We start from the raw sequence: 14,712 nt of genomic DNA, 5'->3' as shown, positions 1-14,712 counted from the left end.
GCTAACCGCCAGCGTAGAAGAAAAGCGCTGCTCCGGCGATTGTCACAAAAACCAAGAAGGCCGCGTAGGCATAATACTCTTCAGATCCAGACGCACTTTTCCACTTTAGGGCTACCGCATCATACAGATCGTACCGCAACAAGACATAAGCTGCCGCAACGCCGAAGACGATGACGACCCAGCCGAGGCTATTCATCACAATGCCTCGGAATATGCACGCGCCGCCAGCCGGACGAGCCTTCGCGCACCAGCACGCGGCGCGCGACGGTCCGGTAGGAGGCGGGAACATCGATGACGCGCCTTTGCTCGGGCCGCACCAGCACCTCCTCGGCGATGCTGTCATACTGCGCCGGAATGACGACGCGCCGCGTGCGTTCGGGCTGGATCACCACCGTCTCGGCGACGCGTTCGTAGCGTGCCTTGTGCCAGACCTTGCACAGCACGCGGCGGCCATGGATGACGCGCCATTCCCAGGAATAGCCGCCGCCATCGGCCCTGACGGTGTGGTAGACGGTCCGGGTGATTGCCGGCACCACTTCATACCGAACCTGGGCCGGCACGGTCATCACCACGCGCTCCCGCGTGCCATAGATCGGCGGGTCATAGTCGACGACCTGCTGGCCGGGAGGGCTGATCATGACGTCCTCGTAGACCGTGTCATAGACGTCAGGTGTGCGGACGGGCTCGTAGCATTCGACGGCGCGGCCGCCGGCCGCCGTTTGCGAAATCGAGCCGAGCAGGGTCAGCCCGGCAATGGCGAAGCGTGCGGTTTTCCCAGACATGGCACTCCCCCGTTTGACTGCAGGCAAAAGTTCAACGCAGAATTGTAGGGGAAGCCGTTGCGGAGAAAAGCGGTTTCGGCGCATTTCGTTAAGCGACGAGGTTAAGAAACTGCTACCTGTCGGGGCTGGCTCGGTATTTCGGGCCGGCGCGGCATCAGCTGCTGCTAATCCTTGCCCGGAAGCTTGATTCGACTTACCCAGATGGCTAGGACGGGTCGGCCTTGCAGAAGGATGAGCCGGCATCCTATTTACATCTTGACGATCCAGAACCGATTCTGCCCGAGCTGCCAGCCTGTCCGGCGCCGGAATCCCACCGCGAGACAAGAGATATCGAATGAAGAACCCCGTCGAAACCTACATGAACCTCGTTCCGATGGTGGTCGAACAGACCAATCGCGGCGAGCGGGCCTACGACATTTTCTCGCGCCTCCTCAAGGAGCGCATCATTTTCATCACCGGTCCGGTCGAGGACGGCATGGCGACGCTGGTCTGCGCGCAGCTCCTGTTCCTCGAAGCCGAGAACCCGAAAAAGGAAATCAACCTCTACATCAACTCGCCGGGTGGCGTCGTCACCTCGGGCATGGCGATCTACGACACCATGCAGTTCATCAAGCCGGCCGTGTCGACGCTGTGCATCGGCCAGGCGGCCTCGATGGGCTCGCTGCTCCTGACCGCGGGCCACAAGGACATGCGTTTTGCCACGCCGAACGCACGCATCATGGTTCACCAGCCGTCCGGCGGCTTCCAGGGCCAGGCATCGGATATCGAGCGTCATGCCCAGGACATCATCAAACTGAAGCGTCGCCTCAACGAGGTCTATGTCAAGCACACCGGCAAGAGCTATGACGAGATCGAGAAGACCCTCGACCGCGACCATTTCATGACCGCCGACGAGGCCAAGGATTTCGGCCTGATCGACAAGGTCATTTCGTCGCGCGAGGCGGCTGAGGGAGCGTTGGCATAAAGGCTGGGTGGCAGTTGGATGGCACCATCACGCGCTTTTGGCGTGTCTTGCGTCATTTCGGCCACAATTGGCTGTTCCCTCGGAGGTCGGGATTGCCTACGTTAAGGCTATGTTGATTTTCGACGGCTTAGCTTTGCGTGTGGAAGCTGCGAATCATTGCCACGTTTTCTGATTTGTGTTTCGTACGGAATACGTTGCGGGGAGCCGGAAGACTGGCGGCGGCGGATTCCCGCGATAAATAGAGTATGCGCCCTTTCAGCCAGACCATCGGCGGGCGGCCATGAAAGGACATGAAAATGAGCAAGGTCGGCAACAACAGCGGTGATTCCAAGAACACGCTTTATTGCTCGTTTTGCGGCAAAAGCCAGCACGAGGTGCGCAAGCTGATCGCCGGCCCAACGGTGTTCATCTGCGACGAGTGCGTCGAGCTGTGCATGGACATCATCCGCGAGGAGAACAAGACCTCGATGGTGAAGTCGCGCGAGGGCGTGCCGACCCCGCAGGAGATCCTCAAGGTTCTCGACGACTACGTCATCGGCCAGCCTTACGCCAAGCGCGTGCTGTCTGTGGCCGTGCACAACCACTACAAGCGCCTCGCGCATGCGGGCAAGAACAACGATGTCGAACTGGCCAAGTCCAACATCCTGCTGATTGGCCCGACCGGCTGCGGCAAGACGCTGCTGGCGCAGACGCTGGCCCGCATCATCGACGTGCCCTTCACCATGGCCGACGCCACGACGCTGACCGAGGCCGGATACGTCGGCGAGGACGTCGAGAACATCATCCTCAAGCTGTTGCAGTCGGCCGACTACAATGTCGAGCGCGCCCAGCGCGGCATCGTCTACATCGACGAAATCGACAAGATTTCGCGCAAGTCCGACAATCCCTCGATCACCCGCGACGTGTCGGGCGAGGGCGTTCAGCAGGCGCTGTTGAAGATCATGGAAGGCACCGTCGCTTCCGTGCCGCCGCAGGGCGGCCGCAAGCACCCGCAGCAGGAGTTCCTGCAGGTCGACACCGCCAACATCCTGTTCATCTGCGGCGGCGCCTTTGCTGGCCTGGACAAGATCATCTCGGATCGCGGCAGGAAGACCTCGATCGGTTTTGGCGCCATCGTCGCGTCGCCGGAGGATCGCCGCACGGGTGACGTTTTCCGCCTGGTCGAGCCCGAGGATCTGTTGAAATTCGGCCTCATTCCGGAGTTCGTCGGTCGTCTGCCGGTCCTGGCGACGCTGGAGGATCTCGACGAGCCGGCATTGATCCAGATCCTGACCGAGCCGAAGAACGCGCTGGTCAAGCAGTATCAGCGCCTGTTCGAAATGGAAAATGTCGACCTGACCTTCCACGAGAACGCGCTTTCTGCGATCGCCAAGCGCGCCATCGAGCGCAAGACCGGCGCGCGCGGCCTGCGTTCGATCATGGAAGCGATCCTGCTCGACACGATGTTCGAACTGCCCGCGCTCGAAGGCGTGCGCGAGGTGGTGATCTCGGAAGAAGTGGTGACCGGCAGCGCCAGGCCGCTCTACATCTATTCCGAACAGAAGGAAAAGAAGGGCAATGTCAGCGCCTGATATGGCACTTGGCCCTATATTTTTGTGGAACGGCGCCCTTGCGGCGCCGTTTTGCTGTGACGGGTATACGGCCTGAGCGATGGAGTGGATTTGCGGACGATGTTAACTCTTGATCTTTGCCCCGCTTGCATCCACCTAACACCAGAAGGCCGAGGTGCCCGATTTCTATGCTGTAAAACTCCCGTCACAAACGGTGGTAGGCGGAACGATCCCCGGTCGTTAATATAAGATTCGCGGTTGGCCTGATGGTGGCCGCGACATGAAAGGTTGGACAATGGCCAAAATATCCAAGGCTCCCAGCGACGGCGTCTTCGCAGTCCTCCCACTGCGCGACATCGTGGTGTTCCCGCACATGATCGTTCCGCTCTTCGTCGGGCGTGAAAAGTCGATCAAGGCGCTGGAAGAGGTGATGGGTCAGGAAAAGCAGATCCTGCTCGCCACCCAGATGAATGCCGCCGATGACGATCCCGAGCCCGATGCGATCTTCGACATCGGCACGCTCGCCAACGTGCTGCAATTGCTGAAGCTGCCCGACGGCACCGTCAAGGTTCTGGTCGAGGGCGCCTCGCGTGCGAAAATCGTCTCCTTCACCGACCGTCCCGACTTCCACGAGGCCAAAGCCACGGCGCTGGTCGAGCCGGAAGAGGAAGAGGTCGAGGTCGAGGCCCTGGCCCGCTCGGTCGTCACCGACTTCGAGAACTACGTCAAGCTGAACAAGAAGATCTCGCCCGAAGTGGTGGGCGCCGCCAGCCAGATCGACGACTATTCCAAGCTCGCCGACACGGTTGCCTCGCATCTCGCCATCAAGATTCCTGAAAAGCAGGAAATGCTGGCCACGCTTTCCGTCAAGGAGCGGCTGGAAAAGGCAATGGGCTTCATGGAAGCCGAAATCTCCGTCCTGCAGGTGGAGAAGCGCATCCGCTCGCGCGTCAAGCGCCAGATGGAGAAGACGCAGCGCGAATACTACCTCAACGAGCAGATGAAGGCGATCCAGAAGGAGCTCGGCGAGGGCGAGGACGGCCGCGACGAAGCCGCCGAGATCGAGGCGCGCATCAAGAAGACCAAGCTCTCCAAGGAGGCCCGCGAAAAGGCGGAAGCCGAGTTGAAGAAGCTGAGGACGATGTCGCCGATGTCGGCTGAATCGACCGTCGTGCGCAACTATCTCGATTGGCTGCTGTCGATACCGTGGGGCAAGAACTCCAAGGTCAAGCAGGACCTGGCCTACGCGCAGAACGTCCTCGACACCGATCACTTCGGCCTCGACAAGGTCAAGGACCGCATCGTCGAGTACCTTGCCGTGCAAAGCCGCCAGAAGAAGCTGAAGGGGCCGATCCTGTGCCTCGTCGGCCCTCCCGGCGTCGGCAAGACCTCGCTCGGCAAGTCGATAGCCAAGGCAACCGGCCGCGAATTCATCCGCATGGCGCTCGGCGGCGTGCGTGACGAGGCCGAGATCCGTGGCCACCGGCGCACCTATATCGGCTCGATGCCCGGCAAGGTCATCCAGTCGATGAAGAAGGCAAAGAAGTCCAACCCGCTCTTCCTGCTCGACGAGATCGACAAGATGGGCCAGGACTTCCGTGGCGACCCGTCATCGGCGCTGCTCGAGGTGCTCGACCCCGAACAGAACTCGACGTTCATGGACCATTACCTCGAGGTCGAATACGACTTGTCGAGCGTGATGTTCGTGACGACGGCGAACACGCTGAACATCCCTGCGCCCTTGATGGACCGCATGGAGATCATCCGTATCGCCGGCTACACCGAGGACGAGAAGATCGAGATCGCCAAGCGGCACCTGATGCCGAAGGTGATCCGCGATCATGCGCTGCAGCCGAAGGAGTTCTCCGTCGGTGAGGACGCGATCCGCGCCATCATCCAGACCTACACCCGCGAAGCGGGCGTCAGAAGCCTGGAGCGCGAGCTGATGAAGCTCGGGCGCAAGGCGGTGACCGAGATCCTGAAGACGAAGAAGAAGACGGTGAGCATCACGGCGGCGAATCTCGCCGACTATCTCGGTGTTCAGCGCTACCGCTTCGGCCAGGTCGAGGCTGACGATCAGGTCGGTGTCGTCACCGGGCTTGCCTGGACGGAAGTCGGCGGCGAGCTGCTGACGGTCGAAGGTGTCATGATGCCCGGCAAGGGCCGCATGACGGTGACCGGCAATCTGCGCGACGTGATGAAGGAATCGATTTCGGCGGCGGCCTCCTATGTCCGTTCGCGCGCCATCGATTTCGGTATCGAGCCGCCGCTGTTCGACAAGCGCGACATCCACGTGCACTTGCCGGAAGGCGCCACGCCGAAAGACGGTCCGTCCGCGGGCGCGGCCATGGCCACGGCCATTGTGTCGGTGCTGACGGGTATTCCGGTGCGGGCCGATGTGGCGATGACTGGCGAGATAACGCTTCGCGGCCGCATCTTGCCGATCGGCGGCCTGAAGGAGAAGTTGCTCGCCGCACTGCGCGGCGGCATCAAGAAGGTGCTGATCCCGGAAGACAACGCCAAGGACCTGGCGGAGATTCCGGACAACGTGAAGAACGGCATGGAAATCATTCCGGTTTCACGCGTCGGTGAGGTGTTGCGCCACGCGCTGGTGCGGATGCCGGAGCCGATCGAATGGGTCGAACCGGTCAATCCGCCGGCCGCGACCGATAGTGCCGACGATGCCGGAAAGTCGCTTGCGCATTAGTTTTTTCTAAGGTTGCAGCGCACAAACAGAAAGCCGGGCCTCGCGCCCGGCTTTTTCATGTGAAAAACCCCGGAATTCCGGGCTTTTTCCGCTTTTTTCCTGCCTTTTCGACTTGGTTGCGGGAACGCTTCTTTCTAAAGTCCGTTTCCTGCCGGATGAGTCGTAAGTTCCGGTGTTCTCATGGAAGGGAATTTTTATGAACAAGAACGAACTGGTGTCCGCTGTCGCCGACGCCGCGAGCATTTCGAAGGGTGACGCGCAGTCGGCGGTCGATGCAGTGTTTTCTGTCATCTCCGGCGAACTGAAGAAGGGCGGCGATGTACGGCTTGTCGGCTTTGGCAATTTCACCGTGTCAAAGCGCGCTGCGTCCACCGGCCGCAACCCCCAGACCGGCGCCGAAGTGAAGATCCCGGCGCGCACCGTGCCGAAGTTCTCGGCCGGCAAAGGCCTCAAGGACGCCGTCAACTAAGCGCGTTTTATTTCAAAAAACCAGAAAAGCCGGGCTTGCCCGGCTTTTCATTTTTGGACACGTATCTCCCGATCGGAAGCTCCTCAAACTGTCGGGGCGTCGGCGCGCATCAGGCCCTCTTGCTTGAGATCGGCCCAGAGCGCTGCGGGGACTTTCGCATCCAGCAGCGACCGATTGCTCTCGACTTCGCCCGGGCGCTGACCGCCAGGGATGACTGAAACCACCGAAGGGTGCAACAGCGGGAACTGCAGGGCGGCTTCGATCAGCCTGATACCGTGGCGTTTGCAGACGGCCTCGATGCGCGTCACCTGGTCGATGACATCCTGCGGCGCTTCGGAATAGTTGTAATAGGCGCCGGGCTTCGGTCCGGTCGCCAGGATGCCGGAATTGTAGGGGCCGCCGAGAACGATGCCGATGCCGCGTTTTTGGCAAAACGGCAGGAAAGACGTCAGCGCCTCCTGTTCCAGCAGCGTATAGCGCCCGGCAAGCAGGAACAGGTCGAAATCGCCGCGCTCGGCCAGGGCCTGCGCAACCTGCCACTCGTTGATGCCGCCGCCGAATGCCTTGATGACGCCCTGGTCGCGCAAGGCGAGCAGGCCATAATAGCCCGAGCGCATGAACTCATCGATGCGCTGGTCGGATGCCTCCTTGCTGCCATGGGTGAAGATGTCGACATCGTGCACGAACAGGATGTCGATGCGGTCGACGCCCAGCCGCTCCAGCGAGGCCTCGAACGAGCGCATGACACCGTCATAGCTGTAATCGTAGACCTCCTTGCGCGACGGCGTGTCGAAGAACTTGCCGATGCCGGTGCGCTCCTCGGGCGGGCAGGCGCGCATGATGCGGCCGACCTTGCTCGACAGCACATAGTCGTCGCGCTTCCTGGAGCGCAGGAACGGATTGAGGCGCGTTTCCGACAGGCCGAGCCCATAGAGGGGCGCGGTGTCATAGTAGCGGCAGCCGGTCGCCCAGGCGGCCTCCAGCGTCGCGTTGGCGTCCTCGTCGGAGACCGCGCGGTAAAGATTGCCGAGCGGCGCCGTGCCGAAGCCCAGCTCCGTGAAGGTGATGCCGCCATTGCCGATGCGGTCGAAATGCCGTGTCTTCATGTCCTGCCCGTTTGCCTTGCTGATTTGTCTGACATGACACTATCATGCTCGTGGCTCGGCAAAAGCACCGCTGAGCGTTGGACACGCATTTTCGCGGTTGCTAGCATGAACGAAATCAAGCTGTTCCGGGGAAAAGCGTGATCGGGAATTGCCAATCTACTTCGATTGCCGGCACGGCGGGGGCGCCGCCGTGAACAACTCCGGCTCGCAGATGTTCAAGACCGCGCTCGACGAGCTTGGCGCGGTGTTGGCGCGCGTCGATGGCGACCGGATCGACGCCGCCTGCGGGATGCTGGTTGGTGCCAGGCAGATCGTCGTCTATGGCTGCGGCCGCGAGGCCTTGCAGGTGAAGGGCTTCGCCATGCGGCTCTATCATCTGGGCCTGCCGGTTTCGGCCGTCGGCGACATGACCACGCCGCCGGTAGGGCAGGGCGACGTCTTCCTTGTCAGTTCCGGGCCCGGCGAAACCTCGACTGTACTCACCCTGATGCGCATCGCGCGTGAGGCAGGCGCGACCGTCGTGCTCCTGACCGCCCAGGCGGGCGGCAGCGCCGCAAGCCTGGCCGATCTGACGTTGCTGGTGCCGGCGCAGACCATGGCCAACGACCAGGGGTCGCAAAAGACGTCGGTGCTGCCGATGGGCTCGGTTTTCGAGGGAGCGTTGTTCCTGCTGTTCGAGATCATGGTGCTGAAACTCAGGGAATTGACCGCGGCCTCGCCTGAAGCCATGCGCGCCCGCCACACCAACATGGAATAGATCATGCGCTATGAACTGATGCTGCCGCACCAGATCCGCAAGGCGATCGCGCAGAATTGGCCGGTCGCGCTGCCGCTCGGCGTGCTGGAATATCATGGCGAGCACATGGCTGTCGGCATGGACACACTGGCCGTCATCAAGACGCTGGAACTGTTCGAAAAGGAGAGCGACATCGTCATCCTGCCGCCCTTCTACTATGGCGCGGCGAGCTATGCCGTGGTGCCGCCGGAAGGCAGCGGCTCGGTGCAGGTCGGCGGCAATCAACTGGCGCCGTTCGGCGAGGAACTGTTCTACAGCCTGCTGCGTATCGGCTTTCGCAACATCCACGCCATCATTCATCACCAGACCGAGAATTTCGCTGCCGGCATGCCGACCGATCTCGCTTTCAAGACCGCCGGCAGACAGGCGATCTTCCGCTTTCTCGAAAAGCAGCGCGGCGAGGGCTGGTGGGGCTCCGACACCATGGCCGACTACTATGCCGGACATGCCGCGGGCGAGAATTTCTTCAACTGGGTGCAGGTGCATCCGCTGATGCCGGCCGCGATGAACGGCAAATATCCTTTCGACCATGCCGGCATCGGCGAGACATCGCTGATGCTGGCGCTATGTCCGGAGGCGGTGGATGCCGCGCGTTTCGAGGACAATACGGGCTGGTATACGGCGAGTGCCAAGGAGGCGTCAGTGGAGTTGGGGCAAAAGGGTGTCGCCATGATCATGGATCACCTCAGGGCGATCCTGAGGCGCTAACGCGGGTTTTTCCTTCTCCCACAAGGGGAGAAGGAAAAAACGCTACTTCACTGCACCAGCCGTCATGCCCATGATCAGGTAGCGCTCCAGCGCGATGCCGATGACGGCAAGCGGCGCGATGGCGGCGGTGGCAAGGGCGGCCATCGACCACCAGTTGATGCCTTGCGAGCCCGTCTGGCTGGCAACCATGACCGGGATTGTCTTGGCGTCCGTCGAGGTCAAAAGGGCGGCGAAGAAATACTCGTTCCAGCACAGCACCATCGCCAGGATGAAGGCTGCCACCATGCCTGGCAGCGCGATCGGCATGACGATGCGGAAAAAGGCGCCCCAGATCGACAGGCCGTCGACGAGGGCTGCTTCCTCCAGCTCGACGGGGATGGAATTGAACTGGTCACGCATGATCCAGATGACGATCGGCAGCACCATCAGCGTGTAGAGCAGGATCAGCCCGATACGCGTATCGAGCAGCCCGACTTCGCGGTAGAGCACCAGGAACGGCAAGGCCAGCACCACCGGCGGCAGAATCAACTGCGACAGGAAGAAGAAGGAGATGTCCTCGTTCTTGAACCAGGCGAAATGGTAGCGATAGCGGGTCAGGCCATAGGCGGCGAGGCTGCCGATAATGATCGCCAGGCTCGACGCCCCAACCGAGGTGATGACCGAGTTCATGAAACGCTTGAGGAACTCGTCGCGCACGGTCGATGTCTGGAAGATCGAGTCCGGCGACAGGCCAAGCGATCGCCAGCCTTTCCAATCCGGCTGGAAGTCGACAAACGGGATCAGGTGGCCCTGGGTGACATCCACCGCCGTCTTGAACGATGTGGTGATGGTCCAATAAATCGGAAACAGGCAGATGAAGCCCCAGCAGGCGAGCGCGCCGTAAATGAAGACGCGGCTGGCGACGAAGCTCGCCGGCGAGCGGATTTCGGATGCGACGTAGTCGGTGGTCTGAACGCTCATCTTGCCCTAATTCACATTGCGCACGAAACGGCTGGCGAATTTCAACAGCCAGGTCACGAACACCACGATGATGACGAGATAGGCCATCGCCAGCATGGTGCCATAGCCGACATTCGAGCGGTCGCGGTACTCGCGGTAGATGAAGCTCGACACCGAATCGGTGGCGCCGCCCGGACCGCCCGAGGTGACCGTGATGATGATGTCGGCAAGCTTCAGCTTGAAGATGATGCGCAGGATCACCGCCGTTACCGACACCGGCAGCATCAGCGGGAAAGTGACCTGCCAGAAGGTCTGCCAGGCCGTGGCGCCGTCGACACGCGCCGCCTCCAGCACCTCGCGCGACATCGCCTGCAGCCCCGCCAGCAGCATGATCATCATGAATGGAATGAAGGTCCAGGCGTCCAGCAGCATGATCGAGATGCGGGCGGTGATCGGGTTCGAGAAGAATGCCGGGTCTTCCCAGCCGAGATGGCGCGCCAGCGTCGCTGCTGGTCCAAAGCGATATTCCATCAGCGACTTGCCGATCATCCACGACACCGCGACGGGCGACAGCATCAGCGGCATCAGGAACACCACCCGGAAGAATTTTCGGGCACGGATCTGCGCGTTGAGCAGCAGCGCCAGGCCAAAGGCCACGACATATTCGACCAGCACCGCCAGCACGTAGAGGACCATGTTGAACAAGGCGTTGCGGTAGTAGGGATCGGCGAGCATCTGCCAGAAATTGTCGAGCCCGTTGAATCTGCGACCGCTGAAGGAACTGAGGTTCCAGTCGGTGAGCGCGATGTAGAAGCCGAACAGCGTCGGGAAGATCACCATGGCGATGGTGAACAAAAGAGCGGGCAGCAGGAACAGCGCGCGCTGGCCGTCCTCGCCGCGTGTCAGAACCTGGCCGATGCCGATCGCCACGCCCCACAGCACATAGGCGTAGACCACGGGCCGCCATGTCTCGAAGCCGATCGTATCGACCTCGGTCTTGTAGAGGATCTGCAGCACGATCGTTGCCAGCAGGCCGAGCGTGGCAATCGCCATCAGCGCCCAGCCCAAACGCCGGCGGCCTGGCGGGATCAGATCATGGGGGGCGGCGTCTGCCGGCCACCGGGTCGCGGTAGAAGTCTGGTCAGCCACAAATCTCGCCCGTTTGGAAGGGAAGGCTGTGGTCCGGCGTTACCGCCGGACCACGGTTCAAAGGCAGCTTACATGCCGAGCGAGGCCTTGTAGAGCTTGACCTGCTTGTCACGGCCGATCTGGTCGGTGAGCTTCTCCCAGGCGGCTGCGATGGCGTCGGCGCCTTCCTGCGCCTTCATCTTGCCGGCGAAGGTGTTGGCCAGGATATCCTCGGCGGCGCTGTAGTACTGGAAGATGCCGGGGATGCGCGGCTCGATTGCCGCGTTGGGATGGTTGTAGCTGTCGCCTTCCGACTTCAGGTACGAGGTGATGAAAGCCTCGTCGTAGCCGGCCGCCACCCATTCGGGAATGTCGAAATGGGAGTTGCGATAGGGCTGGAAGCCCGACGGATACATCGCCGTCCAGATCGACAGGTCCTTGCCGCCGAGATGGGCGGCCGCCGACCATGCCGCCTTCTTCTTCTTCTCGTCGCTATCGACGCGGGCCATGACATAGACGCCCCAGCCGAGATAGGCGCAGTTGGGCGAATAGTTCGGGCCGCTGGCGAGCTTCTCCCACTTGCCGGTCTTGGAGTTGTAGACGTCGTCGGAGCCCGGCAGGATCGAGAAGCCGGTGACGTCGCCGATAACCGAGCTATCGTTGGTCTTGACGTTCGAGCCGACGTCGCCCCACCAGGGGATCATCGAGCCGGTGCCGGCCAGGAACTGCTGGAAGGCGGTGGTGTTCGGATCGGCATTGATCTGGTCGGCGGGTTCCGACGGCAGGGCATCGATGACGTCCTGGATGGCGCGTACCCAGGCCGGATTGTTGACGCGCGGCTTCATCGTGTCGGCGTCGAACAGCCAGGCCTTGTCGTCGGGATGCTTGGCGTAGGCGGTGGCGCGGCTGCCGAGGAAGTAGAAGCCGAAACCGCCCCAGGGCTTGGGCGCGTCGAGATAGCCGTAGACGTCCTGGCCCTTGAACTTCTTGCCCTTGAGGAACTTGGTCACGGCCTGAACCTCTTGCCAGGTCTTCGGCACGCCCCATTCGCTCGTCGCCCCGCTATCCTTCCACTGCTTGGCAAGGTCGGCATCGGCAAACACGTCGGTGCGGTAGTTGAAGTTGTGCGTGTCGCCATCGATGGTGACGCGGTACTGCTTGCCATCCCAGGTGCCGACGGGTGGCTTGAGGTAGTTGACGAGATCGTCGAAGTCGATCTGTTTCTTGACCCAGTCGGGCATCTCCGAAGTCAGGCCCTTGCCGCAGACGTCGCCCTCGAACGGCGCGCCCATCTCGATGATGTCGAAATCGACGGTGCCGGTGGCGATCGACTGCTGCAGACGGGCGTTGTAGTCGGCCTGCGCCAGATCGATCCAGCTGATCTTGGCGCCGGTATAGGTCTCCCATGGCTTCAGGAAACCACGGAACAGCACATTGTGCAGGTTCTGGTTGTTGAGGCCCATGAAGGTGAGCTCGACGCCGGCGAACTCGCCTTCCTTGACATTGGCCTTGGTCGCCTCGAGGCAAAGCTCGCCGACCTTCTGGAAGTCGGCGTCGGTCGGCTGGCCTTTGCCAACCCCGGGGATCTGCAGGATTTTCGAGCGCAGTTCGCTTGCGGCGGAAGCCGGGCGCGTCAGGGCGCCAAGCCCGGCGCCGGATGCGGCCGCGATCGCGGCCATCGAGGCCGCGCCCTTCAATATGTCGCGCCTTGTCGCGCCGGCACGGACCAGTTTGTCGTAAAGACCTACTCGCATGGACTATTCCTCCCAGAACGTTAGTCATGAATCGAAGTGCCAATCGTGCCGGGCGCTGGCCGTGTTCAGAAGCGAAACCAGGACCCCAACCTGCGTCGCCTCGCGTTCCGTTTTTTCGGATAGAGTACCGGCGTTCGGATTGGCGCTCGTCACTATTCTCACAACCAAACGCCGTGTCAACGAGGACGGGTTTTTATCTATACGGGACCGACTTGCCCTGACCGGTCGCGTTGGTTAGCTTCTGCGCCTACGGCCAGTTGGAGCCGATGGGGGAACGATGGCTCAAGTCGCGATCAGCAATGTGGCCAAGGCGTTTGGAATCGTCAAGGTTCTGCACGAAGTCAGCGTCGACATTGCCGATGGCCAGTTCGTCGTGCTTGTCGGGCCGTCCGGTTGCGGCAAGTCCACGCTGCTCAGGATGGTGGCGGGGCTCGAGACCGTCTCCGGCGGCACGATCGCCATCGGCGATCGCGTCGTCAATCACCTGCCGCCCGCAAAGCGCGACATCGCCATGGTGTTCCAGAACTATGCGCTCTATCCGCACAAGACGGTCGAGCAGAACATGGCCTTCGCCCTCAAGCTGCGGAAAACCGACCCGGCCGTGGTGGCCGAGCGGGTCAAGCGCGCCGCCGACATCCTCGACCTCAGCCCCTATCTGAAGCGCTATCCGCGCCAGCTTTCCGGCGGCCAGCGTCAGCGCGTCGCCATGGGGCGGGCCATCGTGCGCAACCCGCAGGTATTCCTGTTCGACGAGCCGCTTTCGAACCTCGATGCAAAGCTGCGCGTGCAGATGCGCACCGAGATCAAGGAACTGCACCAGCGGCTGAAGACCACCACCATCTATGTCACGCACGACCAGATCGAAGCCATGACGATGGCCGACAAGATCGTCGTCATGCGCGACGGCCGCATCGAACAGGTCGGCGCGCCGCTGGAGCTTTTTGACCGGCCGGCGAACCTTTTCGTTGCCGGTTTCATCGGCTCGCCGTCGATGAATCTGCTCAAGGGTACCGGGCGCAAGGGCGGCGTCGACATCGCCGGGACGCTGTTCCCGGTCGCTCCGAACAACGCCGTCGAGGAGGGGCGCGCCGTCGTCTATGGCGTGCGCCCCGAGCATCTCGAGATCCATCCCGATGGAGTGCCGGCGAAGATTTCCGTGGTCGAGCCGACCGGCTCGGAAACCCTGGTCTTCCTGCGTTTTGGTGACGGCGAGATGGTGGCGCTGTTTCGCGAACGCCATGACTTCAAGCCCGGCGATACGCTGAAACTTCGGCCAAGGCTCGACCATATCCATCTGTTCGACGCCGAGACCGGCAAGCGTCTCTGATCTCAAACGCACTTCACGAGGACCATCATGCTCAAAGGGATCGATCCGTTGCTCAACGCCGACGTGCTCCAGGCATTGCGGGCGATGGGACATGGCGACGACCTGATCATCGCCGACACCAACTTCCCGTCCGATTCGGTCGCGCGCCGGACGGCGCTCGGTCGGGTGCTGCGCATCGATGCCTCGGCGGCACAGGTGGTGAAGGCGGTGCTGTCGCTTTACCCGTTGGACACGTTTGTCGACGACTCGGCCGCCCGCATGGAGATCGTCGGCAAGCCGGACGAGATCCCAGCGGTGCAAAAGGAAGTGCAGAAGGAGATCGATGCCGCCGAGGGCAAGTCCTGGCCGATGGTGCCGGTCGAGCGTTACGCCTTCTACGAGCGCGCCAAGCAGGCTTATTGCGTCATCCAGACCGGCGAACGCCGATTCTATGGCTGCTTTGCCTTCCGCAAGGGCGTCGTGCCGCCGGATGCGGAGTAGCG

General features: G+C 61.8%; 14 protein-coding genes. 8 read left to right on the top strand and 6 right to left on the bottom strand.

Translation table 11 applies throughout. From position 1 onward, the window contains the following. Position 1: 1 nt before the first annotated feature. Complete coding sequence (locus EN851_RS07385; RefSeq protein WP_135928854.1) at positions 2-196, bottom strand: hypothetical protein; 195 nt, start codon at positions 194-196, stop codon at positions 2-4. Continuing rightward, positions 189-782 (bottom strand): hypothetical protein, encoded by a 594-nt coding sequence (locus tag EN851_RS07380; RefSeq protein ID WP_135928853.1) that lies wholly within the window; start codon positions 780-782, stop codon positions 189-191. Before EN851_RS07380 ends, EN851_RS07385 begins: the two co-directional genes overlap by 8 nt. 334 nt (positions 783-1,116) lie before the next feature. Here EN851_RS07380 and clpP point away from each other — a divergent pair, with 334 nt between their 5' ends. The 4 genes from clpP to EN851_RS07360 all read left to right on the top strand — a co-directional run bounded on the left by clpP (position 1,117) and on the right by EN851_RS07360 (position 6,472). Further along, complete coding sequence (clpP, locus tag EN851_RS07375) at positions 1,117-1,746, top strand: ATP-dependent Clp endopeptidase proteolytic subunit ClpP (RefSeq protein ID WP_027028064.1); 630 nt, start codon at positions 1,117-1,119, stop codon at positions 1,744-1,746. Between the two features lie 296 nt (positions 1,747-2,042). Beyond that, on the top strand, positions 2,043-3,317 hold the full coding sequence (clpX, locus tag EN851_RS07370) for an ATP-dependent Clp protease ATP-binding subunit ClpX (protein ID WP_023759839.1): 1,275 nt from the start codon (positions 2,043-2,045) through the stop codon (positions 3,315-3,317). Positions 3,318-3,591: 274 nt separating this feature from the next. Then, positions 3,592-6,003 carry an endopeptidase La gene (gene lon / locus EN851_RS07365; RefSeq protein WP_127869591.1) on the top strand — a complete coding sequence of 804 codons (2,412 nt, stop codon included), beginning with the start codon at positions 3,592-3,594 and terminating at the stop codon, positions 6,001-6,003. Positions 6,004-6,199: 196 nt separating this feature from the next. Then, the gene (locus tag EN851_RS07360) at positions 6,200-6,472 is read left to right on the top strand and encodes an HU family DNA-binding protein (protein ID WP_015318196.1); all 273 of its coding nucleotides are present in this window, start codon (positions 6,200-6,202) and stop codon (positions 6,470-6,472) included. Positions 6,473-6,555: 83 nt separating this feature from the next. Here the strand turns inward: EN851_RS07360 and EN851_RS07355 are convergent, their stop codons facing one another. Then, positions 6,556-7,578 (bottom strand): aldo/keto reductase, encoded by a 1,023-nt coding sequence (locus tag EN851_RS07355; RefSeq protein ID WP_135928852.1) that lies wholly within the window; start codon positions 7,576-7,578, stop codon positions 6,556-6,558. A gap of 190 nt (positions 7,579-7,768) precedes the next feature. On the opposite strand from EN851_RS07355, the gene EN851_RS07350 reads away from it, so the two are divergent. Both EN851_RS07350 and EN851_RS07345 read left to right on the top strand, forming a co-directional pair. Next, complete coding sequence (locus EN851_RS07350; protein WP_245520703.1) at positions 7,769-8,335, top strand: SIS domain-containing protein; 567 nt, start codon at positions 7,769-7,771, stop codon at positions 8,333-8,335. A 3-nt stretch (positions 8,336-8,338) separates the two neighbouring features. Next, entirely contained in the window at positions 8,339-9,082 is a 744-nt protein-coding gene (locus EN851_RS07345; protein WP_135928851.1) for a creatininase family protein, read from the top strand. A gap of 42 nt (positions 9,083-9,124) precedes the next feature. Here EN851_RS07345 and EN851_RS07340 read toward each other — a convergent pair whose 3' ends face one another. The 3 genes from EN851_RS07340 to EN851_RS07330 all read right to left on the bottom strand — a co-directional run bounded on the left by EN851_RS07340 (position 9,125) and on the right by EN851_RS07330 (position 12,903). Beyond that, positions 9,125-10,042: a carbohydrate ABC transporter permease gene (locus EN851_RS07340; RefSeq protein ID WP_027143632.1), complete on the bottom strand. Its 918-nt coding sequence runs from the start codon at positions 10,040-10,042 to the stop codon at positions 9,125-9,127. Positions 10,043-10,048: 6 nt separating this feature from the next. Continuing rightward, entirely contained in the window at positions 10,049-11,170 is a 1,122-nt protein-coding gene (locus tag EN851_RS07335) for a sugar ABC transporter permease (protein ID WP_127869588.1), read from the bottom strand. A gap of 68 nt (positions 11,171-11,238) precedes the next feature. Then, positions 11,239-12,903 (bottom strand): sugar ABC transporter substrate-binding protein, encoded by a 1,665-nt coding sequence (locus tag EN851_RS07330; protein WP_135864108.1) that lies wholly within the window; start codon positions 12,901-12,903, stop codon positions 11,239-11,241. Between the two features lie 277 nt (positions 12,904-13,180). On the opposite strand from EN851_RS07330, the gene ugpC reads away from it, so the two are divergent. Together ugpC and EN851_RS07320 are read left to right on the top strand one after the other, a co-directional pair. Continuing rightward, entirely contained in the window at positions 13,181-14,230 is a 1,050-nt protein-coding gene (gene ugpC / locus EN851_RS07325) for a sn-glycerol-3-phosphate ABC transporter ATP-binding protein UgpC (protein WP_127869586.1), read from the top strand. A gap of 27 nt (positions 14,231-14,257) precedes the next feature. After that, positions 14,258-14,710, top strand: a complete 453-nt coding sequence (locus tag EN851_RS07320; protein ID WP_127278878.1) for an RbsD/FucU family protein — start codon at positions 14,258-14,260, stop codon at positions 14,708-14,710. Positions 14,711-14,712: the final 2 nt, after the last annotated feature.

Source organism: Mesorhizobium sp. M8A.F.Ca.ET.208.01.1.1 (assembly GCF_004791315.1).
Taxonomy (GTDB): Bacteria; Pseudomonadota; Alphaproteobacteria; order Rhizobiales; family Rhizobiaceae; genus Mesorhizobium.
This window is presented reverse-complemented; position numbering and strand designations above follow the sequence as displayed.

What these genes read in the sequence shown, in the direction of transcription:
- EN851_RS07385 (WP_135928854.1), bottom strand. Translation starts at nt 196, where the DNA reads ATGAATAGCCTCGGCTGGGTCGTCATCGTCTTCGGCGTTGCGGCAGCT.
- EN851_RS07380 (WP_135928853.1), bottom strand. Translation starts at nt 782, where the DNA reads ATGTCTGGGAAAACCGCACGCTTCGCCATTGCCGGGCTGACCCTGCTC.
- clpP (WP_027028064.1), top strand. Translation starts at nt 1,117, where the DNA reads ATGAAGAACCCCGTCGAAACCTACATGAACCTCGTTCCGATGGTGGTC.
- clpX (WP_023759839.1), top strand. Translation starts at nt 2,043, where the DNA reads ATGAGCAAGGTCGGCAACAACAGCGGTGATTCCAAGAACACGCTTTAT.
- lon (WP_127869591.1), top strand. Translation starts at nt 3,592, where the DNA reads ATGGCCAAAATATCCAAGGCTCCCAGCGACGGCGTCTTCGCAGTCCTC.
- EN851_RS07360 (WP_015318196.1), top strand. Translation starts at nt 6,200, where the DNA reads ATGAACAAGAACGAACTGGTGTCCGCTGTCGCCGACGCCGCGAGCATT.
- EN851_RS07355 (WP_135928852.1), bottom strand. Translation starts at nt 7,578, where the DNA reads ATGAAGACACGGCATTTCGACCGCATCGGCAATGGCGGCATCACCTTC.
- EN851_RS07345 (WP_135928851.1), top strand. Translation starts at nt 8,339, where the DNA reads ATGCGCTATGAACTGATGCTGCCGCACCAGATCCGCAAGGCGATCGCG.
- EN851_RS07340 (WP_027143632.1), bottom strand. Translation starts at nt 10,042, where the DNA reads ATGAGCGTTCAGACCACCGACTACGTCGCATCCGAAATCCGCTCGCCG.
- EN851_RS07330 (WP_135864108.1), bottom strand. Translation starts at nt 12,903, where the DNA reads ATGCGAGTAGGTCTTTACGACAAACTGGTCCGTGCCGGCGCGACAAGG.
- ugpC (WP_127869586.1), top strand. Translation starts at nt 13,181, where the DNA reads ATGGCTCAAGTCGCGATCAGCAATGTGGCCAAGGCGTTTGGAATCGTC.
- EN851_RS07320 (WP_127278878.1), top strand. Translation starts at nt 14,258, where the DNA reads ATGCTCAAAGGGATCGATCCGTTGCTCAACGCCGACGTGCTCCAGGCA.